The sequence below is a fragment of the Streptomyces sp. 2323.1 genome (genome assembly GCF_900221035.1).
Taxonomy (GTDB): Bacteria; Actinomycetota; Actinomycetes; order Streptomycetales; family Streptomycetaceae; genus Streptomyces; species Streptomyces sioyaensis.
In genome coordinates this window covers 784,461-808,691 of record NZ_LT907981.1, presented here as the reverse complement: position 1 = coordinate 808,691, position 24,231 = coordinate 784,461, and the positions used below count along the sequence as shown (strand labels likewise).

The following is a 24,231-nucleotide window of genomic DNA, read 5'->3' as shown; positions in this document are numbered from 1 at the left end:
GGCCGGCCACCGCTGACACCCGGTGGCCGGCCCTGCCGTACTCCTCTCCCTACTCCCCGTCAGTCGGCGTCCAGCTCACCGTCGAGGATGTCCATCAGCTCATCGGCGGACACCGACTCCAGCTCCGCCCGGTCGTCCTCCAGCGTGTGCTCGCCGTCCGGGCGGTACGCCTCGCCCCACTGCGCCGCCAGCGCCCGCAGCCGTGCCGAGACCCGAGCGTGCTCGGCCGCGTCCGGCACGGCACCGCTCATGGCGGCCTCCAGGCCGGCGAGCTCCGCCTCCAGCGACGGACCCGCGGTGACGTCCTCGTCGACGAGTTCGGTACGCAGATGACGGGCCGCGGCCAGCGGAGTCGGATGGTCGTAGATCAGCGTGGACGGCAGCCGAAGCCCGCTGGCACGTCCCAGCCGGTTGCGCAGCTCCAGCGCCGTCAGCGAGTCGAAGCCCAGCTCGACGAAGCCACGCAGCGGATCGACGGTCTCCCCGCGGGCATGCCCCAGAACCTCGGCAGCGTGGCGACGCACCAGGTGCAGCAGCGTACGTTCCTGCTCCTTCACCGACATCGCCGCCAACTGCCCCACCAGCACGGCGGCTTGTGATTCCGCACCGGCCGAGCCCGCGCCGCTGTCCAGCACCCGGCGGGTCGGCGTCCGTACCAGGGCCTGCATCATGGCCGGGACGCCGTCGGCCCGCATACGGCTGGTGTCCAGCACCATCGGCAGCAGTACCGCCGGCCGGCCCGGCCCGGTGGTTCCGGCCGGGTCGGCGGGCTCCGGCTGAGCGAGGGCGGCGTCGAACAGGGCCAGGCCCTCGTCCGGCGAGAGCGCCCGCATACCGGAGCGCGTCATCCGCCGCAGATCGGCTCGGGCGAGCTGGTCACCCATTCCGTGCTCCGCGTGCCACAGACCCCAGGCCAGCGACAATCCGGGGAGCCCCTGGGCCCGACGATGCTGCGCCAGCGCGTCCAGGAAGACGTTCGCCGCCGCATAGTTGGCCTGACCGGCCGCGCCGAGCGTGCCCGCCGCGGAGGAGAACAGCACGAACGCCGACAGTTCGGTGTCCGCCGTCAGCCGGTGCAGATTGAGCGCCGCGTCCACCTTGGGACGCAGCACCGTCTCGAACCGCTCGGGAGTCAGCGAGGCCAGCGTCGCATCGTCCAGCACGCCGGCGGCATGGATGACACCCGTCAGCGGATGCGCGGCCGGAATCCGTGCGAGAGCCGCGGCCAGGTCTTCCTCGTCCGACGCATCGCAGGCCACGACATCGACGCTCGCACCGAACTCGGCCAGCTGAGCGACGAGCTTGCCGGCCCCCTCGGCGTCCGGACCGCGGCGACTGAGCAGGAGCAGATGGCGCACTCCGTGGGCCGTCACCAGATGCCGGGCGAGCGCGCTGCCCAGTCCGCCGGTGCCTCCGGTGACCAACACCGTGCCCTTGTCGTCGAGTTGACGTACACCCTGGTCGGCGCTTGCGTCGACCGCTGCTGCCCGTACGAGCCGGGGGACGAAGGCCGCACCACCACGGAGGGCGACCTCCGGCTCTCCACTCGCCACCACAGCCGCCAGCGCCTTCTCCGACTCCGGCGTCCCGTCCACGTCCACCAGCGCCACCCGGCCCGGATGCTCCTCACGCACCGCGCGCACCAAGCCCCACACCGTCGAGCCCGCCAGGTCGCTTACGTCCTCCGGCAATTCGCCGGGGCGGGTGGTCGCGACGGCGCCCCGCGTGACGAGGACGATCCGGGACGCGGCGAACCGCTCGTCCACCAGCCAGCGCTGGAGCAATGCCAACACCCGCCCGGTAGCGGCCCGAACCGCCGTGGCGAGCTCCGGAAACGTACCGCCCGGGGTGGCTGTCACCTCGTCGCAGTGGACCACCACCTCGGCCGGAACCGTGTCCGGCAACAGCGCCTCGGCACCGGCCACCCACTCGGCCGCTCCGGAACAATTGCCGGTTGGCCGGACGGCGAGGACCTCCGCGCTTGCGTCGGCCGTCACCGGCCGGTCCCAGGGCAGCCAGTCCACGGTGTACAGCGGCTGGTGGCCACCCTCGGGGCCCTGATGTAGACGCAACTGCTCCGCATCGACCGGGCGCAGGACCAGGGACCGCACCGAGGCCACCGGTTCGCCCTGCGCATCGGCCGCAACTACGGACAGCGTGTTGTCGGCCGTACGGGTGATCCGTACGCGTAGCCGGGTAGCGCCGGACGCATACAGCGCCACGCCCTCCCAGGCGAACGGCAGCAGCATGCCCGACTGCTCGCTCCCGGCGCCCGGAGCGGTCGCCACGTCCCCACCGCCCAGATCAGCGGCGTGCAGGGCGGCATCGAAGAGGGCGGGATGAAGACCGAATGCGCCGACGTCGTCGTGGGCCTCGTCCGGCAGTACGACCTCGGCGTAGATCTCCTTGCCGTGCCGCCAGGCGGCCTGGAGGCCCTGGAAGACCGGGCCGTAGTGGTAGTCCTGCGCCGCGAGCTCCTCGTAGAGGTCGTGCACTGGGACGGGCCGGGCTTCGGCAGGCGGCCAAGTGGCGAGCCCAGAATCGGGCTCATGGAGGGGGAGTTGAGGGGAGAGGACGCCTTGGGCGTGCTGTGTCCAGGGAGCGTTTTCGGTGTGGGCGTCGCTGGAGTGGGGGCGCGAGTGGATGGTGACGGTCCGGTGGCCGGATGTGTCCGGCGAGCCGACCGTGATCTGGAGGTGCAGAGCCTGCTCCGAGGGCAGCACGACCGGTGCTTGGAGGGTGAGTTCTTCGAGGTGGGGGGTACCGGTGTGGTCGCCTGCGTGGAGGGCCAGTTCGACGAGCGCCGTACCCGGGAGGAGCACGCTGTCGCTGATCGCATGGTCGGCCAGCCAGGGATGCGTCTGGAGCGAGATACGACCGGTGAGGATGGTTTCGTCCGAGTCGGCACGGTGAAGTACGGCGCCGAGAAGTGGATGGTCCGCGGGAGCCTGGCCCAGGATGGCGACATTGCCGGTGTCGGGTGCGGCTTCGAGCCAGTAGCGGCGGCGTTGGAAGGGGTAGGTGGGCAGGTCGACGGGCTGGGTGGGGGGCGTCGTGTGGAGGGTGGTCCAGTCGACGGGGTGGCCGTTGGTCCATAGGCGGGCGAGTGCGGTGAGGGTCTCGGTCGGCTCAGGGCGGTTGCGGCGCAGGAGGGGGATGAAGAGGTGGGTGGTGTCGTCGGGCAAGGCGGCAGGAGCCATAGCGGTCAGGACGGCGTCGGGGCCGATCTCCAGGTAGGTGGTGATGCCGTCGTCGGCCAGGGCGCGTATCGCGTCGGCGAAGCGGACCGCTTCACGGGCGTGGGTGACCCAGTACTCGGGGGTGGTCAGCTCGCCCGCTGTGGCGGGGCGGCCGGTGACGTTGGAGACCACCGGGATTCGGGGCTCGGTGTAGGTCAGACCTGCCACGATCGTGCGGAACTCGTCGAGCATCGGGTCCATGAGCGGGGAGTGGAAGGCGTGCGAGACCTTCAGGAAGGATGTCTTACGGCCCTGGGCCCGTAGCTCCTGAACGATCGAGTTGACGGTGTCCTCGGCTCCGGAGACGACCACCGCGCGGGGGCCGTTGATGGCGCCGATCGCCGCGTCCTGGGCGCCATCAAGCAGCCCGAGCACCTCCTCCTCGGTGGCTTGGAGAGCTGCCATGACGCCACCGTCAGGCAGGGCCTGCATCAGCCGGCCACGGGCCGCCACCAGCGCACACGCATCCGCCAGCGACAGCACCCCGGCCACATGGGCCGCCGTGATCTCACCGATCGAGTGCCCGGCCACCACGTCAGGGCGAACGCCCCAGGACTCGACGAGCCGGAACAGCGCTGCCTCGACCGCGAACAGGGCGGGCTGCGCATACTCGGTACGGTCCAGCAGAGCGCTCTCCGCAGCCCCGTCCTCCTCCGCGAACAGCACCTCCTTCAAAGGCCGTTGGAGAAGACCGTCAAGGTATCCGCAGACCTCATCCAGCGCCTGCGCAAACACCGGGAACGCCTCATACAGCTCACGCCCCATCCCCACCCGCTGCGCACCCTGCCCGGTGAAGAGGAAGGCGGTCTTCCCGCCAGTGCGGGCCACTGCCCGGACCAGCCCCGGGGCCGAATCGTCGTCGGTCAGGGCACGCAGCCCGGCCGCCAGCTCCGTACCGTCGCTGCCCACGACCACCGCACGGTGCTCCAGCTGTGCACGCGTCGTCGCCAGCGCATACCCCATATCCACCGGCTCCGGAGCATCCGCACTCTCCAACAAGCTCAGCAGGCTTGCCGCCTGGGCCCGCAGGCCCTCCGCGCTCGCCCCGGACACCGGCCACAGCACCGGCCCCGCGGATGCGCGGGGTTCTGGGGCGGCCTGGTCGTCTTGAGCCGTGTGGTCGTCCGGAGCTTCCTCCAGGATCACGTGGGCGTTGGTGCCGCTGATTCCGAAGGACGACACTCCCGCCCGGCGGCGCTCTTCCCCTGCCCAAGGAGTCGCCTCGGTCAGGAGCTCCACATGTCCGGCCGACCAGTCGACGTGCGGGGTGGGCTCGTCCACGTGCAGAGTCTTCGGCAGGACACCGTGGCGCATCGCCATGACCATCTTGATGACGCCGGCGACGCCGGCCGCAGCCTGCGTGTGCCCCAGGTTCGACTTCACCGAACCGAGCCACAGCGGACGTCCTTCCACCCGGTCCTGGCCGTACGTTGCCAGCAGCGCCTGGGCCTCGATGGGGTCGCCCAGCTTCGTACCGGTGCCATGTGCTTCGACGGCGTCCACCTCGGCCGGTTGCAGGCTCGCGTTGGCCAGGGCCTGCCGGATCACCCGCTGCTGCGAGGGGCCGTTGGGTGCCGTGAGTCCGTTGCTGGCGCCGTCCTGGTTGACGGCGCTGCCGCGTACCACCGCCAGCACGCGGTGGCCGTGGCGCCGGGCATCCGACAACCGCTCCACCAGCAGCACGCCCACCCCCTCGGAGAGGCTGGTGCCGTTCGCCGACCCGGCGAAGGCCTTCGTCCGGCCGTCCGGGGCCAGATTCCGCTGCCTGCTGAAGTCGATGAACGTCTCCGGCGTGAACATCACCGACACTCCGCCCGCGAGGGCGAGCGTGCATTCGCCGTTGCGCAGGGCCTGGATCGCCCAGTGGAGTGCGACGAGTGAGGAGGAGCATGCGGTGTCGACGCTGACTGCGGGGCCTTCGAGTCCGAGGGTGTAGGCGATGCGGCCGGAGGCGATGCTGCCGAGGCTGCCGTTGCCGAGGTAGGTTTCGACGCCTTCGGGGAGGGTGGAGCGGCCGAGTCGTGAGGCGTAGTCGTGGTACATGATGCCGGCGAAGACGCCGGTTTTGCTGCCGCGGAGGGTGTGGGGGTCCAGGCCTGCGCGTTCGAGTGCTTCCCAGGAGGCTTCGAGGAGGAGGCGTTGTTGGGGGTCGGTGGCGAGGGCTTCGCGGGGGGAGATGCCGAAGAATTCGGCGTCGAAGTCGGCGGCGTCGTGCAGGAAACCGCCCTCCCGCGCGTGGCTGGTGTTCGCCCGCAGTCCGCTGGTGTCGCAGATCTCCTCGATGTCCCAGCCGCGGTCGTCGGGGAAGGGGGAGATACCGTCGCGGCCGTTGGCGAGCAACTCCCATAGTTCTTCGGGGGTGTTGACGCCACCGGGGAAGCGGCAGCTCATGCCGACGATGGCGATCGGCTCGTCGGGCGCGGCGGCGCCGGAGGCCGTGACAGGGGCGTCCGTGCCGTGCGCGTCCGCCCCGACGAGTTCGGCCCGGAGGTACTCCGCCAGTGCGGTCGGTGTGGGGTGGTCGAAGACCAGGGTGACCGGCAGCCGGATCCCGGCCGCCGCGCCGAGCCGGTTGCGCAGGGTCACGGCGGCGAGGGAGTCGAACCCCAAGTCCTTGAAGGCCCGGTCCGGTTCGACGGCATCGCCGCTCTCATGTCCGAGAACGCCGGCGACCTGGGTTCGTACCAGATCCAGCAGCAGCCGGTCGCGCTCGGGTACCGGCATCCGGAGCAGTTGGTGGGCCAGGGTGCCGCTGCCGTCGGTGGTCGTGGCGGCGACCGCGCGGCGGGCGGCCGGGCGGACCAGGCCGCTCAGCAACGGCGGCAGTGCGGGGCGGTCGCGCAGCGCAGCCAGGTCCAGGCGGATCGGCAGCAGGACCGGCGCCCCGCTGGACACGGCGGTGTCGAAGAGCGCGAGGCCCTCCTCTCCCGACAGCCCGCGCACCCCGGACTTCGCCATCTGCTCCACGTCTGCCGAGGTCAGATGCGTGGTCATACCCGTGTCCTGGGTCCACAGCCCCCAGGCGAGGGATTGTGCGGGGAGGTTGTGGGTGTGGCGGTGGTGGGCGAGGGCGTCGAGGAAGGCGTTGGCTGCTGCGTAGTTGGCTTGTGCGGCTCCGTCGAGGGTGGCTGCGGCGGAGGAGTAGAGGATGAAGTGGGTGAGGTTGAGGTGTTGGGTGGTGTGGTGGAGGTGCCAGGCGGCGTCTGCTTTGGGGGTGAGGGTGGTGTTGAGGTGGTGGGGGGTTTGGTTGGTGAGGGTGGCGTCTTGGAGGGTGCCTGCGGTGTGGATGATGGCTTTGAGGCGTGGGGTGTTGTTGATGAGGTGGGTGAGTTGGGTGGGGTTGCTGACGTCGCAGGTGGTGAGGGTGATGTGGGCGCCGAGTTGGGTGAGGTGTTGGGTGAGGTGGGTGGCGTTGGGGTGGTTGGGGCCTTGTCGGCTGGCGAGGGTGAGGTGGCGGATGTGGTGGTGGGTGATGAGGTGTTCGGCGAGGAGGGTGGCGAGTCCGCCGGTGCCGCCGGTGATCAGGACGGTGTCCTCGGGGTCCCAGTTTTCGAAGGCGGTGGGTTGGAGGGTGGGGTTGGGTGTGGTGGCTCGGGTGAGTCGGGGTACGTAGGTTTCGCCGTTGCGCAGGGCCAGTTCCGGCTCACCACTCGACAGTGCCGCCGAGGCGAGCCGTTGCGCGGATTCCGGTGTGCCGTCCGAGTCGACCAGGACGAAGCAGTCCGGTGTCTCGGCCTGCGCGGAGCGCACCAGGCCCCAGACGGCCGCGCCGACCAGGTCGACCGGCAGCCCCTCCGGCCCGGCCGCGCCCCGGGTGATCACGGCCAGTCGGGACGAGACCGGCCGGTCCTCTGCCGACCACCGCTGCAACGCGGCCAGTACGATGCCGAGCACATCGCGCAGCCGCTGGGGCACCGACTCCGCATCGCAGTCGTCCCTGATGTCCACCGGCGGGCAGGGGAGGACCAGCACATCCGGCAGCGGCTGCCCCTCCGACCCGTCGGCGGCCACCTGGCCTTCGGCCGGCAGGAGGCCGGCGTAGCTACCGGCGGCCGCGGACTCGTCCAGAAGTGCCCAGGGTCCGTCCAGCAGTGCCCACGGCACCGCGTCCGCCACCGCTTCATCCGTCGTGCGTGCGGCCTGCTGCCACTCCACCTGGAACAGTGAGTCGCGGTGTGGTGCCGGGGTGGCGGACAGCGCACCGGGGGAGACCGGGCGCAGTATCAGAGCGTCGACGGACGCGACGGGGGCACCGGCCGCGTCTGCCAGGTGCAGACTCACCGCGTCGTCGCCGGCCGGCGAGATCCGTACCCGCACCGCGCTCGCGCCCACGGCCCGAAGGCTCACGCCGGTCCAGCTGAAGGGCAGCCGGATCCCGTCGTCTGCGGCCTCGGCAGCGCCGAACCGGCCCAGGCCGGCGGCGTGCAGCGCCGCGTCCAGCAGCGCCGGGTGCAGGCCGAACCTGGCCGCCTCGGCGCGGACGTCCTCGGGCAGCGCGACCTCCGCGAAGACCTCGTCGCCGCGCTGCCAGGCGGCCTGCAGCCCCTGGAAGGACGGGCCGTAGCCGTAACCCTGGTCGCCGAGCCGCTCGTACAGGTCCGACACCTCAAGCGCGGTGGCGCCCGTCGGCGGCCAGACCTCCGACGCCGACGCCGCGGGGTCGGCGGGGTGGGCCGCCTCGGGCACGAGGAAGCCGTCCGCGTGGGAGGTCCAGGGCGTGTCGGCGCCCTCTTCGGCGGGGCCGGTCAGCGGGCGCGCATGTACGCTCACCGGGCGCCGGCCGGCCGGATCGGGCACCCCCACAAAGACCTGTAACTGGACGCCGCCTCGCTCGGGCAGCAACAGCGGTGCGGTCAGGGTGAGTTCGTCGATGCGGCCGCAACCGACCTGGTCACCCGCCCGTACGGCGAGTTCCACCAGCGCCGTGCCAGGCAGCAGCACCGTACCGCCGGCCGCGTGGTCCGCCAGCCAGGGATGGGTGTCGAGGCCGATCCGCCCGGTCAGCAGCGCACCGTCCGCATCGGCCAGCCGCACCACTGCGCCCAGCAGCGGATGATCGGCGGCGTCGAGCCCGGCAGACGTCACGTCCCCACCGGCGGTGTCCGGGCGCGGCCAGTACGGCCGGCGCTGGAACGGGTAGGTCGGCAGATCCACCCACGCCGGGGCGTACGGCGTGAACAGCGGCGCCCAGTCCACCGCCACCCCCTGCGCCCAGACCTCGCCGAGGGCGAGCAGGAAACGGTCCATGCCGCCGTCGTCCCTGCGCAGCGAGCCGACCGCGGTGACCTGCCGGCCCGCCGCGTCGCCCGTCTCCTGGATGCCCATGGACAGCACGGGGTGCGGGCTGGACTCGATGAAGACGCCGTAGCCGTCCGCCAGCAGCGCCCGGGTGGTCTCCTCGAAGCGCACCGTCTGCCGCAGATTGCGGTACCAGTACGACGCGTCCAGCCCGCTGGTGTCGATCAGCGACGCCGTCACGGTCGAGTAGAACGGGATGCGGGACGCCCGGGGGGTGATGTCCGCAAGGGCCGCCAGCAACTCCGCCTCGATGGACTCCACATGGGCGGAGTGTGAGGCGTAATCGACCGGAATCCTGCGCGCCCAGATGTCCTCGGACTGCAGCTCGGCGAGGAGTTCGTCCAGCGCATCGGAGTCACCGGAGACCGCCACCGACCCCGCGCCGTTGATCGCGGCGACGGACAGCCGGCCGTCCCAGCGGCGCAGCCGCTCCGCCACCTGCTCGGCGGGGGACGACACCGACATCATGCCGCCGGGCCCGGCCAGCCGCCGGGCGATGGCCTGGCTGCGCAGCGTCACCACGCGGGCGGCGTCCTCCAGGGACAGCGCCCCCGCGACACAGGCAGCCGCGATCTCACCCTGGGAGTGACCCACCACCGCGCCGGGCTGCACCCCGTGCGCGCGCCACAGTTCCGCCAGCGAGACCAGTACGGAGAACAGCACCGGCTGGATCACATCGACCCGTTCCAGGGTCGGTGCGCCCGGCTCGCCCCGTAGTACGGCCAGCAGATCCCAGTCGACAAAGGGGCTGAGGGCCTGGGCACACTCCCGTATCCGGGCGGCGAACGCCGGGGAACGGTCCAGGAGTTCCCGGGCCATGCCCACCCATTGCGAGCCCTGCCCGGGGAAGACGAAGGCGACCTTGGGCCGGCCGCCGGCGGTGCCGCTCACCACGTTGTCCGGGATCTCGCCGGCGGCCGTGGCCCGCAGCCCGGCCAGCAGCTCCGGCATCCCGTCCGCGACCAGCACGGCCCGGTGCTCCAGCGCGGCGCGAGTGGTCGCCAGGGAGTGCGCGAGATCTGCCGGACGCAGCCCGGGGTCGGCCGCCACCCGCTCGGCGAGCCGCCCGGCCTGGGCGCGCAACGCCGCTCCGCTCTTGGCGGTGAGGAGGAACGGCAGCGCGGCGGCGACCGGCTCGTCCGCGCGCACCGCGTCGATGACGTGGCCCGCCGGTGCACCGGACGGGGCCGGGTCCGGCGCAGGGGCCTGTTCCAGGATCACATGGGCGTTGGTGCCGCTCAGGCCGAACGACGACACGCCCGCGCGGCGCGGGCGCTCACGCTCCCACGGCACCGGCTCGGTGAGCAGTTCCACCGCCCCGTCCGCCCAGTCGACCTTCGACGACGGGGCATCCACATGCAAGGTCCTGGGCAGCACACCGTGCCGCATCGCCATCACTGCCTTGATCACCCCGGCCACCCCCGCGGCGGCCTGGGTGTGCCCGATGTTCGACTTGACCGAGCCCAGCCACAACGGGTCCTTCGCCGAACGGCCCTTGCCGTAGGTGGCCATCAGCGCCTGGGCCTCGATGGGGTCGCCGAGCACGGTCCCGGTGCCGTGCGCCTCCACCACGTCGACATCCCCGGTGGTGAGCCCCGCGTCGGCCAGCGCCTGCCGGATCACACGCTGCTGGGACGGACCGTTGGGCGCGGTGAGTCCGTTACTGGCACCGTCCTGGTTCAGCGCGGAGCCCCGCACCACCGCGAGAATCCGTCGGCCGTTCCGGCGCGCGTCGGACAGCTTCTCCAGTACGAGCATGCCGGCGCCCTCGCCCCAGCCCGTACCGGCGGCGGCATCGGCGAAGGACCGGCAGCGGCCGTCCAGGGCCAGTCCGCGCTGCCGGCTGAACTCGACGAACGTACGGGCCGTGGACATCACGGTGACGCCGCCGGCCAGCGCCAGCGTGCAGGTGCCCTGGCGCAGCGCCTGCACCGCGAGGTGCAGCGCCACCAGCGAGGACGAGCAGGCCGTGTCGATCGAGACGGCGGGCCCCTCCAGGCCGAGGGTGTAGGAGATCCGGCCGGACACGATGCTGCCGTCGGTGCCGGTGACCATGAAGCCTTCGGCACCCTCGGGAACCGTACCCACCCGGACCGGATAGTCGGTGGCCATGACGCCCGCGTAAACCCCGGTCTGACTGCCAGTCAGGTCAGTCGGGTCGATCCCGGCCCGCTCGAACGCCTCCCACGCGACCTCCAGCAGCAGCCGCTGCTGAGGGTCGGTGGCGGTCGCCTCGTGCGGGCTCATCCCGAAGAATGCCGCGTCGAACTCCGGTGCCCGGTGCAGGAATCCGCCCTGCCCCGTATAGCTGGTGTGCGTGCGCTTCCCCTCCGGGTCGTACACCCCGTCGAGGTCCCAGCCCCGGTTGTCCGGGAACCCGGTGATCGCGTCGCCGCCCGCGTCGACGAGCGACCACAGGTCCTCAGGAGACTCCACATCTCCCGGAAAACGGCAGCTCATGCCCACGATCGCCACTGGTTCCGCCGCGGCGGCGGTGACCTCGTCATACCGCCGGCGCAGCCGCTCGTTCTCCAGCAGCGAGGTGCGCAGCGCCTCGGCGATCTTCTGGACAGGTGTATCCACGGTGGTCACTCGCATTCCTCGGTCGCTCGTATCACGGGGCTCGCTCCGCCGGGCCGGGTGCCGGCCCCCCCCGGTGCGGTGGGGGACCGGCACCCGGCCGCAACGGTCACTCGGGCTGTTCGGAGTCGCTGCGCTCGAACGCCGCACGGACGAGATCGTCGATGTCCATGGCGAGGATCGCGTCGCTCTGGTCGCTCTGGTCGGCCTGGTCGCCGGCCGGGGCCGAGTCGTTTTGACCGGCTGCCTGACCGGTGTTCTGACCGGCCTGATCGCTGTCGGGAGTGCTCGCCCCGTCTTCGGTACGGGCACCGGCGGCAGGAACGTCACCGGCCTCCGCGCCCCCTGCCGGGAGCGTGGACGGGGCCAGTGCCAGCAGCGCGTCCAGCAGGCCCGCTTCCTTGATACGGGTCAGCGGCACCGAGTCGAGCAGCCGGCGCAGCGCCTCCTCGTCCGCTTCCGGGACCTGCAGCCGCGCCTCGATTTCCTCGACGGCCGGCAGCAACTCCTCCAGCAGGTACTTCGCCATGGTCTGCGGCGTCGGATAGTCGAAGACCAAGGTGGCCGACAGCCGCTGCCCGGTGACCTTCTTCAGCCGGTTGCGCAGCTCCACTGCGGTGAGCGAGTCGAACCCGGAGTCCTGGAAGGACCGGGCCGGATCGAGCGAGGAGCCATCGGCGTGTCCGAGTACCCCGGCCACCTCGCCGCAGATCAGGTCCTCCAGCAGATGGCGCCGCTCGTCGTCGCCGAGGGGAGCCAGTCGCTCCTCCAGCGACGCATGGTCCTGGCGACTGTTGGTGGTTGTGGTGGTGTGTGCGGTGGGGCGGGTGGGTGTTGGGGGGTGGAGGGTGTGGAGGAGGGGGTGGGTGTGGGTGTGGTGGGGGTTGGTTCGGATGGGGAGGAGGGTGGGGTGGTGGGTGGTGAGTGCGGTGTCGAAGAGGGTGAGGTTTTGGGTGGTGGTGAGGGGGAGGAGGGGGCCGTTGTTGGTGCGGTTGAGGTCGGTTTGGGTGAGTTGGGTGGCCATGCCGTGGTGTGTGTTCCATAGGCCCCAGGCGAGGGATTGTGCGGGGAGGTTGTGGGTGTGGCGGTGGTGGGCGAGGGCGTCGAGGAAGGCGTTGGCTGCTGCGTAGTTGGCTTGTGCGGCTCCGTCGAGGGTGGCTGCGGCGGAGGAGTAGAGGATGAAGTGGGTGAGGTTGAGGTGTTGGGTGGTGTGGTGGAGGTGCCAGGCGGCGTCTGCTTTGGGGGTGAGGGTGGTGTTGAGGTGGTGGGGGGTTTGGTTGGTGAGGGTGGCGTCTTGGAGGGTGCCTGCGGTGTGGATGATGGCTTTGAGGCGTGGGGTGTTGTTGATGAGGTGGGTGAGTTGGGTGGGGTTGCTGACGTCGCAGGTGGTGAGGGTGATGTGGGCGCCGAGTTGGGTGAGGTGTTGGGTGAGGTGGGTGGCGTTGGGGTGGTGGGGGCCTTGTCGGCTGGCGAGGGTGAGGTGGCGGATGTGGTGGTGGGTGATGAGGTGTTCGGCGAGGAGGCCGGCGAGTCCGCCGGTGCCGCCGGTGATCAGGACGGTGTCCTCGGGATCCCAGTCCTCAAAACCCGTGACCGCCGGCGACTCCGCAGCCTTCTCCTCCGGTACGACGCGCTCCAGCCGGGCCACGCGCACACCGTCCGCCTGGACCCACACCTGTGGCTCGTCGCTGGCAAGCGCCGTCGGGAAGTAGCGGGCCGAGGCCGCGTCACCATCCCAGCGGGCCAGCACGAAGCAGCCCGGATTCTCCGCCTGCGCCGACCGGACCAGGCCCTCCACCGCGGCATTGATCAGGCTGCCGTAGCCCTCCGTGTCCCGTGTGACGACGACCAGCAGGGAGGATGCCAGCCGCTCCTGCGCCAACCACTGCTGCAGGGTGCTGAGCACCTCACCGAGCACCTCGCGCAGCCGTTGCGGCATCGCGGTGGCATCGTCCCCGTCCCCGTCCCCGTCCCCGTCCGCGCCCTCGAACTCGACCACTGGGCACGGCAGTAGCGCCACCTGTGGCACCACATCGCCAAGCGAGGCAACATCCGGGTACGACGTGATCCCCGGCCACGCCCGGTCGTCCGCCTCCGGGCCGAGCACCACCCAGCCGTCCGGAACAGCCGCGGCCGGACTCACCCCGTCCGTCGGCATCGGCGTCCACTCCACCTGGTACAGCGGCAGCGCCCCCTCGCGAGCCGTCGTGATCTGCTCGGCCGACACCGGCCGGGCGGCCATGGCCCGAACCGTTGCCACCGGCACTCCGGCAGCGTCGGCCAGATCCAGCGTCGTCGTGTCCGCGCTGCCCTCGACCGCCGCGACCCTGACCCGCAGCGAGGTCGCCCCCGAGGCGTGCAGCGACACCCCGCTCCACGCGAACGGGAGTGACGCACCGCTGCCGGGCTGCCGGGTGCCGTCAACCACCAACTCGGTGGCGTGCAGTGCGGCGTCCAGGAGCGCCGGGTGCAGCCCGAACGCGCCGGCGTCACCATGGGCCTCCTCGGGGAGGACGACCTCGGCGAAGATCTCGCCGCCACGGCGCCAGGCGGCGCGCAGCCCCCGGAAGACCGGACCGTACTCAAGGCCGTCCGCGGCCAGGGCCGGGTAGAGCACGCTCACCTCGACGGGCGTGGCACCCTCGGGCGGCCATACGCTCAGATCGGCCCCGGAACCGGATACGACCGCCTCGTCCACGAGGAGACCACGGGCATGCCGGGTCCAGGGATCGTCCCCAGCTGCGTCCTGGTTCCGCGCGTACACACTGACCTGCCTACGGGCGGACTCGTCAGGCTCCCCGACGGACACCCGTAGGTCGCAGCCACCGTGCTGCGGGAGGACGAGCGGCACCTCAAGGGTGAGCTCTTCCAGCAGGCCGCACCCCACCTGGTCGCCCGCCCGCAGCGCGAGCTCGACGCAGGCGGTGCCGGGCAGGAGCGTGCTGCCCATGACCGCGTGATCGGCCAGCCAGGGGTGGGACTGGAGACTGATGCGGCCCGTCAGTACCACCGCATCCGACTCCGGCAGAGCGATGGCGGCACCGAGCAGCGGATGCTCCGCAGGAACCAGACCAGCAGTGGCCACGTCTGCCTGCTCCGCTACCGCATTGAGCCAGTAGCGGCGGCGTTGGAAGGGGTAGGTGGGGAGGTCGACGGGTTGGGTGGGGGTCGTGGTGTGGAGGGTGGTCCAGTTGACGGGGTGGCCGTTGGTCCATAGGCGGGCGAGTGCGGTGTGGGTTTCGGTGTGTTCGGGGCGGTTGCGGCGGAGGAGGGGGATGAAGTGGTGGGTGGTGTCGTCGGGCAGGGCGGCGGGACCCATGGCGGTCAGGACGGCGTCGGGGCCGATCTCCAGGTAGGTGGTGATGCCGTCGTCGGCCAGGGCGCGTATCCCGTCGGCGAAGCGGACCGCCTCACGGGCATGCGTTACCCAGTGCTCGGGGGTGGTCAGCTCGCCCGCTGTGGCAGGGCGGCCGGTGACGTTCGAGACCAACGGGATACGAGGCTCCGTGTAGGTCAGACCTGCCACTACCGTGCGGAACTCGTCGAGCATTGGGTCCATGAGCGGGGAGTGGAAGGCGTGCGAGACCTTGAGGAAGGATGTCTTACGGTCCTGGGCCCGTAGCTCCTGAACGATCGAGTTGACGGTGTCCTGGGCGCCGGAGACGACCATCGCTTGGGGGCCGTTGATGGCGCCGATCGCTGCGTCCTGGGCGCCGTCGAGCAGCGCCCGTACCTCTTCCTCGGTCGCTTGAACGGCTGCCATGACGCCACCGTCGGGCAGGGCCTGCATCAGCCGGCCACGGGCCGCCACCAGCGCACATGCATCCGCCAGCGGCAGCACCCCGGCCACGTGGGCCGCCGTGATCTCACCGATCGAGTGCCCGGCCACCACGTCAGGGCGCACGCCCCAGGACTCGACGAGCCGGAACAGCGCTGCCTCGACCGCGAACAGGGCGGGCTGCGCATACTCGGTTCGATCCAGCAGAGCGCTCTCTGCCGACCCGTCCTTCTCCGCGAACAGCAAGTCCTTCAAAGGCTGTTGGAGAAGAGGGTCAAGATGTCCGCAGATCTCATCCAGCGCCTGCGCAAACACCGGGAACGCCTCATACAGCTCACGCCCCATCCCCGCACGCTGCGCGCCCTGCCCGGTGAACAGAAACGCCAGTCGGCCTTCAGCCGCCACACCGCGGACCACGCCCACCGCGTCCTCGCCGGCAGCCAGCGCGGTCAGCCCGGCCACCAGCTCTGCACGGCCGGCACCCGCGACCACCGTACGGTGCTCCAGCTGCGCCCGCGACGTCGCCAGCGCATGCCCCACGTCCACCGGTTCCGGAGCATCCGCACCCTCCAGCAGGCCGAGTACCCCGGCCGCCTGGGCGCTCAGTGCCTCGGCCGAACGGGCGCTGAGCACCAGCGGCGGCACCGGTCCCGTCGAGGCGGGACGTTCCGGCATCTCGTCCGTCGGCGGGGCCTCTTCGAGGATGACGTGTGCGTTGGTGCCGCTGATGCCGAACGAGGAGACGCCCGCCCGGCGCGGGGTCGTACCCTCCCACTCCACCTGTTCGGTCAGCAGCCGGACCTGACCGTCCGACCAGTCCACCTTTGAGGACGGCTCGTCCACATGCAGGGTCTTCGGCAGGATGCCGTGGCGCATCGCCATGACCATCTTGATGATCCCGGCGACGCCCGCCGCAGCCTGCGTGTGCCCCAGGTTCGACTTCACCGAACCCAGCCACAACGGACGCTCCTCCGCCCGGTCCTGGCCGTAGGTGGCGATCAGGGCTTGGGCTTCGATGGGGTCGCCGAGGACGGTGCCGGTGCCGTGTGCTTCGACGGCGTCGATGTCGGTGGCGGTGAGGCCGGCGTTGTGGAGGGCCTGGCGGATGACGCGTTGCTGGGAGGGGCCGTTGGGTGCGGTGAGGCCGTTGCTGGCGCCGTCCTGGTTCACGGCGGAGCCCCGTACCACCGCCAGGACGGGGTGCCCGTTACGGCGGGCGTCAGAGAGACGCTCCACCAGCAGCACTCCCACCCCCTCGCCCCAGCCGGTGCCGTCGGCGGAGTCGGCGAAGGAGCGGATGCGGCCGTCGTGCGCCAGGCCGCGCTGCCTGCTGAAGTCGATGAAGGTGTCGGGCGTCGACATGACGGTCGCGCCGCCCGCGAGGGCGAGCGTGCATTCGCCGTTGCGCAGGGCCTGCACCGCCAGGTGCAGGGCGACGAGTGAGGAGGAGCATGCGGTGTCGACGCTGACTGCGGGGCCTTCGAGGCCGAGGGTGTAGGCGATGCGGCCGGTGGCGATGCTGCCGAGGCTGCCGTTGCCGAGGTAGGTTTCGACGCCTTCGGGGAGGGGTGTGTGGCCGAGTCGTGAGGCGTAGTCGTGGTACATGATGCCGGCGAAGACGCCGGTTTTGGTGCCGCGGAGGGTGTGGGGGTTGAGGCCTGCGCGTTCGAGTGCTTCCCAGGAGGTTTCGAGGAGGAGTCGTTGTTGGGGGTCGGTGGCGAGGGCTTCGCGGGGGGAGATGCCGAAGAATTCGGCGTCGAAGTCGGCGGCGTCGTGCAGGAAACCGCCCTCCCGCGCATAGGTCTTGCCGGGCTTGCCCGGTTCCGGGTCGTAGATGTCGTCGACGTGCCAGCCGCGGTCGTCGGGGAACGGTGAGATGCCGTCGCGGCCTTCGGCGAGCAACTGCCAGAGTTCTTCTGGGGTGTTGACGCCGCCGGGGAAGCGGCAGCTCATCCCGACGATGGCGATCGGTTCGTCCGCGGGCGCGCTGGCGGCGACGGCCGGGGCAGCGGTCGTGGCCAGGGCCGAGCCGAACAGCTTGTCGCCGAGGTACTGCGCCAGCGCCGCGGGTGTCGGGTAGTCGAACACCAGGGTCGCGGGCAGTCGAAGCGAGGTTGCCTTGTTGAGCCGGTTGCGCAGCTCAACAGCGGAGAGCGAGTCGAAGCCGATCTCGGTGAACGGCCGCCGGCCGTCGATGGCGCTTGCGCTGTCGTGGTGCAGCACCTCGGCGACGTGTGTACGCACCAGGTCGAGCAGCGCGCGCTCGCGCTCTGCCGCGTCCAGTCCGGCCAGGGGGGAGAGGGCTTCGGGGTGTGTGTTGGTGGTTGTGGTGGTGTGTGCGGTGGGGCGGGTGGGTGTTGGGGGGTGGAGGGTGTGGAGGAGGGGGTGGGTGTGGGTGTGGTGGGGGTTGGTTCGGATGGGGAGGAGGGTGGGGTGGTGGGTGGTGAGTGCGGTGTCGAAGAGGGTGAGGTTTTGGGTGGTGGTGAGGGGGAGGAGGGGGCCGTTGTTGGTGCGGTTGAGGTCGGTTTGGGTGAGTTGGGTGGCCATGCCGTGGTGTGTGTTCCAGAGGCCCCAGGCGAGGGATTGTGCGGGGAGGTTGTGGGTGTGGCGGTGGTGGGCGAGGGCGTCGAGGAAGGCGTTGGCTGCTGCGTAGTTGGCTTGTGCGGCTCCGTCGAGGGTGGCTGCGGCGGAGGAGTAGAGGATGAAGTGGGTGAGGTTGAGGTGTTGGGTGGTGTGGTGGAGGTGCCAGGCGGCGTCTGCTTTGGGGGTGAGGGTGGTGTTGAGGTGGTGGGGGGTTTGGTTGGTGAGGGTGGCGTCTTGGAGGGTGCCTGCGGTGTGGATGATGGCTTTGAGGCGTGGGGTGTTGTTGATGAGGTGGGTGAGTTGGGTGGGGTTGCTGACGTCGCAGGTGGTGAGGGTGATGTGGGCGCCGAGTTGGGTGAGGTGTTGGGTGAGGTGGGTGGCGTTGGGGTGGTGGGGGCCTTGTCGGCTGGCGAGGGTGAGGTGGCGGATGTGGTGGTGGGTGATGAGGTGTTCGGCGAGGAGGGTGGCGAGTCCGCCGGTGCCGCCGGTGATCAGGACGGTGTCTTCGGGATCCCAGTTTTCGAAGGCGGTGGGTTGGAGGGTGGGGTTGGGTGTGGTGGCTCGGGTGAGTCGGGGTACGTAGATCTCGCCGTTGCGCAGGGCCAGTTCCGGCTCACCACTGGAGAGAGCGGAGGCGAGCAGGGAAAGCGGAATCTGCGCGCCGTCCCAGTCCAGCAGGGTGAAACGGTCCGGATGCTCGGCCTGTGCGGAGCGCACCAGGCCCCACACGGCCGCACCCGCGAGGTCCGCCGGCTCGGCATCCTCATCGCGCGGGCCGACCGCCCCGCGCGTCGCCACCACCAGCTGGGAATCCTCGAACCGCTCGTCCGCCAGCCATGCCTGAAGAGCCGTCAGCACACTGCCGGTGGCCTTGCGTAGTTGCTGAGGCATGTCGTCGCCCTCCCGGCCCTCCGCGCAGGTCAGGACGACGACGTCCGGTGCGTCACCGGACAACGCTGCCAGCTCGGGATACGTGGAGGCGCCGGTCCACTCCCACTGCGCGGCCTGCGGGCCGAGCGCCGCCCAGGTGCGGGTGTCGCCTTCCGCCCGGTCCGCGCCGGAGCGCGGCGGAGTCGTGGCGGACGGTAGGGCGGTCCACTCCACGAGGTAGAGGGGGGTATCGGCACCGTCGCGCGCAGCCGCGATCTGGTCGGCCGAGACGGGCCGCATGGCCAGCTCCTCCACCACGGCAACCGGATTGCCTGCCGGGTCGGCGAGTTGGAGCCGTACGCCGTCGTTCGCCGTGGTGGTGATGGCCACCCGCAGCGAGGTCGCGCCCGTCGCATGCACCGTGACGCCGCTCCATGCGAAGGGAAGAGCCGTCTGCTGGGCCTCGTGCGGCTCATCGCCCTGGGCGAGGTCGGTGGCGTGAAGAGCTGCGTCGAGGAGGGCGGGGTGGAGGGTGTAGGCGGTGGCGTCGTGCTGGGTTTCCTGGGGGAGGGTGATTTCGGCGTAGGTGGTGTTGTCGTGCTGCCAGGCGGCTTGGAGACCTTGGAAGGTGGGGCCGTAGTGGTAGCCCTGACCGGCGAGTTGATCGTATGCCCGGTCGACGGGGAGGGGCTGGGCGCCCGGCGGCGGCCATACGGTGAGATCGGTGTCTGCGCCGCCGGCGGTGGGGGCCTGAGGGGTCAGAGTCGCGGTGGCGTGGAGGGTCCAGGGAGTGGTGTCGGGGGTGCCGTGGAGGCGGGAGTGGATGGTGAGGCTGCGGGCTCCCGTGGCGTCGGGGGCGTTGGTCTGCACGCGGAGGTCGGTGTGGAGGTCGGACTGGAGGACGAGAGGTGCTTGGAGGGTGAGTTCTTCGAGGTGGGGGGTGGCGGTGTGGTGGCCGGCGTGGAGGGCGAGTTCGACGTAGGCGGTGCCGGGCAGGAGGGTGGTGCCCATGATGGTGTGGTCGGCGAGCCAGGGGTGGGTCTGGGTGCTGATGCGTCCGGTGAGGACGGTGGTGTCGGTGCCGGGGACGGTGACGAGGGCACCGAGCAGCGGGTGGTGTGCGGGGGCCTGGCCGAGGGTGGTGGCGTCACCGTTGTCGGGTGCGGCTTCGAGCCAGTAGCGGCGGCGTTGGAAGGGGTAGGTGGGAAGGTCGACGGGTTGGGTGGGGGTCGTGGTGTGGAGGGTGGTCCAGTCGACTGTGTGGCCGTTGGTCCATAGGCGGGCGAGTGCGGTGAGCGTTTCGTTCGGCTCGGGGCGGTTGCGGCGGAGGAGGGGAATGAAGAGGTGGGTGGAATCGTCAGGAAGAGCCGTGGTGGCCATGGCCGTCAGGACCGCGTCGGGGCCGATCTCCAGGTAGGTGGTGACGCCGTCGTCGGCCAGAGCGCGTATCCCGTCGGCGAAGCGGACCGCCTCACGGGCATGGGTCACCCAGTACTCGGGAGTGGCCAGCTCGCCGGCTGTAGTGGTGCGGCCGGTGACGTTGGAGACCACCGGGATACGGGGCTCGGCATAGTCGAGGATCTCGGCGAGCTGCCGGAACTCGTCGAGCATCGGGTCCATGAGCGGGGAGTGGAAGGCGTGCGAGACCTTCAGGAACGAGGTCTTACGGCCCTGGGCCCGTAGCTCCTGAACGACCGTGTTGACGGTGTCCTCGGCTCCGGAAACAACCACCGCCTGGGGGCCGTTGATGGCGCCGATCGCCGCGTCCTGGGCGCCGTCGAGCAGCGCCCGTACCTCCTCCTCGCTGGCCTGAACGGCTGCCATGACCCCGCCGTCAGGCAGGGCCTGCATCAGCCGCCCACGGGCCGCCACCAGCGCACACGCATCCGCCAGCGACAGCACCCCGGCCACATGGGCCGCCGTGATCTCACCGATCGAGTGCCCGGCCACCACGTCAGGGCGTACGCCCCACGACTCCACCAGCCGGAACAACGCCGTCTCCACAGCGAAGAGGGCAGGCTGCGCATATTCCGTACGGTCGAGCAGAGCGCTCTCCGCCGCCCCGTCCGCCGCGAACAGCACCTCCTTCAAAGGGCGTTCAAGCTGAAGGTCGAGATGTCCGCAGGCCTCATCCAGCGCCTCCGCGAACACCGGGAACGCGTCGTACAGTTCACGTCCCATCCCGGCCCGCTGCGCGCCCTGCCCGGTGAACAGAAACGCCAGCCGCCCCTCAGCCGCCACACCCTGGGTAACGCCCGCCGAGTCCTCGCCGGCAGCCAGCGCGGTGAGCCCGGAGATCAGCTCTGCACGGCCGGCACCCGCGACCACCGCACGGTGCTCCAACTGCGCCCGCGTCGTCGCCAGCGCATACCCCACGTCCACCGGTTCCGGAGCATCCGCACCCTCCAACAGGCCGAGCACCCCGGTCGCCTGGGCGCTCAGCGCCTCAGCCGAACGGGCGCTGAGCACCAACGGCGGCACCGGTCCCGTGGAAACACAAGGCTCGGGAAGCTCCGGCGCCCCCTCGGCCAGGTCCGCCGCAGGGCCCTCCTCGATGATCACATGCGCATTCGTCCCGCTGATCCCGAACGCGGAGATTCCGGCGCGACGCGGGCGGCCGTCCGGGGTCTCCCACGGCATCGCCTCGGTGAGCAGTTCCACCTCGCCCGCCGACCAGTCGACATGCGAGGACGGTGCGTCCACGTGCAGGGTCTTGGGCAGTACGCGGTGCTGCATGGCCAGCACCATCTTGATCACGCTGGCGGCGCCGCCGGCGGCCTGGGTGTGCCCGAGGTTGGACTTTGCCGAGCCCAGCCGCAGCGGCCGGTCGGCGGGGCGCTCCTGGCCGTACGTCGCCAGGATCGCCTGGGCCTCGATGGGGTCGCCGAGCTTCGTACCCGTGCCGTGTGCGTCGACGGCGTCCACCTCGCCCGGTTGCAGGCCCGCGTTGGCCAGGGCCTGGAGGATCAGCCGTTGCTGGGAGGGGCCGTTGGGGGCGGTGAGGCCGTTGCTGGCGCCGTCCTGGTTCACGGCGCTGCCGCGTACCACCGCCAGCACCCGGTGGCCGTTGCGCCGTGCGTCCGACAGCCGCTCCACCACGAAGACGCCGACGCCCTCGGCGAATCCGGTGCCGTCCGCGGCCTCGGCGAAGGCCTTGCAGCGGCCGTCGGCGGCCAGGCCGCGCTGCCGGCTGAACGCGGTGAACATGCCGGGGCTGCCCATCACGGCGACACCGCCGACCAGGGCCAGCGAGCACTCGCCGTTGCGCAGCGACTGGGCCGCCAGGTGCAGCGAGACCAGCGAGCCGGAGCACGCGGTGTCCACCGTGACGGCGGGACCTTCCAGGCCCAGGGTGTAGGAGACGCGGCCGGAGGCGACACTCGGCGCGTTGCCGGTCATCAGGTAGCCGTCGAGGCCCACGGGGGCCTGGTGCACCCGGGTGCCGTACTCGTGCACCTCGGCGCCGAAGAAGACACCGGTCCGGCTGCCGCGGAGCGAGGCCGGGTTGATGCCGGCACGCTCCAGCGCCTCCCAGGAGGTCTCCAGGACCAGCCGCTGCTGCGGGTCCATCGCCAGCGCCTCGCGTGGGCTGATCTTGAAGAAGTCCGCGTCGAACTCGGCGGCGTGCGCCAGGAAGCCGCCTTGGTCGACGTAGGACGTGCCGGGCTGGTCGGGGTCCGGGTCGAACATGCCGGGGACGTCCCAGCCGCGGTCGGTGGGGAAGTCCGAGAGCACTTCCCGGCCGTCGGCCATCAGCGCCCAGAATTCCTCGGGGGAGTCGACCCCGCCCGGGTAGTGGCAGCCGATTCCGATGATGGCGACCGGATCGTCGTCGTCCCCCGAGGTCTGCCGGACGGCCGGGGCGACGGGCTCCGCCGCCAGACCGAGGGCCCGGGTGCGCACGAAGCGGCTCAGCGCCACCGGCGTGGGGTGGTCATAGACCGCTGTGATGGGCAGTTCCAGACCGGTGGCCGCGGACAGCCGGGCGTGCATGTCCACGGCGGCCAGCGAGTCGAAGCCCAGTTCCAGGAAGGGACGGGCGGTGTCGACCACGTCCTTGGTGTCCGGGCGGGCGCGGCGCAGCGCGGCGACGGTCTGCTCGTGCACGAGCTCAAGTACGGCGCGCTCCTGCTCGGCCGCGGTCAGTCCGGTGAGCCGCTCCGCCAGAGCGGACCGCTGTGCGGTCGGCTCGGCCCCCGGCGTAGCCCCGGGCTCGCCCGCTGTCCCGGCAGACGCGGCACCGGACTCGGAAGGAACGTTCTCAGACTCAGTCATGTGGTGCACTCCAAAAAAATTCCGCGGGCGAAGAAGCAGGCAGGCGGGGCAGTCGGACGTCCGGCGGCCGGGGGCCGGGCAGGCGGCGGTGTGCGACCGGACGATCGGTCACCGGGATCGGTCACCGGGATCGGTCATGGCAAGGGCGGGCCCTCCTCGGACGGGGCTGGCGGGCGCACCTCGGACGGGGCTGAGGGCGGGGCCACAGGCGGGCCCGCCGTGTGCGGCGAATCGCCCCACAGGGACGGCTCGTCGTAGCTGCGCTGCACATAGGACAGCGCTTCGAGCAGGTCCGACGAGGTGACGGGACGGGACCGGCGGCCGTCCACCAGATCGGCCAGGGGCAGCGAGCCGGTGTCGGCCCAGCGCAGCCAGCCGTCACCGTCGATGTAGCTGCGGCTGCGGCCGGCGTTGTCCGGATGCACGCAGTACGGGATGTCCAGGTAGCCGCGCTTGAAGGCGAGCAGCAGCGCATGCCCCAGGTCCGGATGGCTGTTCAGCACCGCGTCCACGAGGGCCCGCGCCTCGGCGTACGTTTGCGAGTCGTACTGCTGCGAGCCCCCGGTCGCGGCCGCCGGGCCCCTGTCAGCCGGGCCCCCGCCCCCCGGCCCCCCGACGGCCTGCGACGCCACCCGCCCCGCGTACTCCAGCGCGGCGACGTTCTCCGCAATGGTGGGGATGCGCTGGGACTCGGCGACGGTCTTGACGATCAGCCGCTCCGAGCCGGTGGTGACCGCGAGTTCGGCGGCCTGTCCGAGCAGGCGGTAGCAGCCTTCGGGGGTGCGCGGATACACGCCCATGTAGGCGTAGATCACGACGTGCCAGTCGGCGTCCGGCAGTAATTCCGCGCACAGTCTGCGCAGCGCGTGCACCGCCTCGCGGTCCTGCACGGCATTGGTCTGCTGGGCGTAGCTGACGGACAGGTCGTCGATGCCGAGCCGGTGGAAGAACACCGCCTCCAGGACACTGACCGCGACCAGCATGCTCGGCGGACACAGTTGTCCCAGCATGCAGCCGCCGAAGGTCTCCATGTGGGGACTGGCGCCCCGCTCGCGCAGCTGCGTGAACAGCGCGCTGCTGCGCTCCCAGTTGCGCATCGACTCGTCCAGCGGGGTGCGCCCGTACGGCAGGCAATAGGACACCGGACCGCCCTCGGTGGCGCTGAGTCCGGCGCGCATCAGCGCGACGAAGATGTCGAACGGTGCCGCGGAGCCGTGCCGGACCTGCACCGGGAAGTCGTCGGCGTGCAGGCCCTGTAGTACCGCGCGGGTGATCTCGACGTCGTAGCTGACGATGGGGAAGCCATTGAGGCCGGTCCCGTCGCGCAACGCGGTCCCGATCGCGGCGAGGTCCCCGACCCGGGTGTAGCTGTCGAGGGTGAGGGTGCCGACCGTGGTGGCGTCGGCGTACCGGGTGGCGTGCAGCCCCGCGCGCATGGTGGCGGGTTCGCCGAACCCCATGCGCGGCTGCACCACGAGCCGTCCGGCCTGGTGCGCGCGGCGTACGAACGCGCCGAAGTCGCCGACCCGAGGACCCGGGCCGGTGGTCGTCCGCACGGGCGCGGCCCCCGGCCGCACGGGCGCGGTTTCCGTACGCCCGGTGGCGACG

At 71.2% G+C, this 24,231-nt stretch carries 3 protein-coding genes; all 3 read right to left on the bottom strand.

Features of this window, described 5'->3' with window-relative positions; genetic code table 11:
* Window positions 1-59: 59 nt before the first annotated feature.
* Window positions 60-11,120 carry a type I polyketide synthase gene (locus CPH93_RS02780; RefSeq protein ID WP_096215276.1) on the bottom strand — a complete coding sequence of 3,687 codons (11,061 nt, stop codon included), beginning with the start codon at window positions 11,118-11,120 and terminating at the stop codon, window positions 60-62.
* 106 nt (window positions 11,121-11,226) lie between these two features.
* Window positions 11,227-22,401 carry a type I polyketide synthase gene (locus CPH93_RS37190; RefSeq protein WP_443031453.1) on the bottom strand — a complete coding sequence of 3,725 codons (11,175 nt, stop codon included), beginning with the start codon at window positions 22,399-22,401 and terminating at the stop codon, window positions 11,227-11,229.
* 356 nt (window positions 22,402-22,757) lie between these two features.
* Entirely contained in the window at window positions 22,758-24,200 is a 1,443-nt protein-coding gene (locus tag CPH93_RS02770) for a methylaspartate mutase (protein ID WP_096215275.1), read from the bottom strand.
* Window positions 24,201-24,231: the final 31 nt, after the last annotated feature.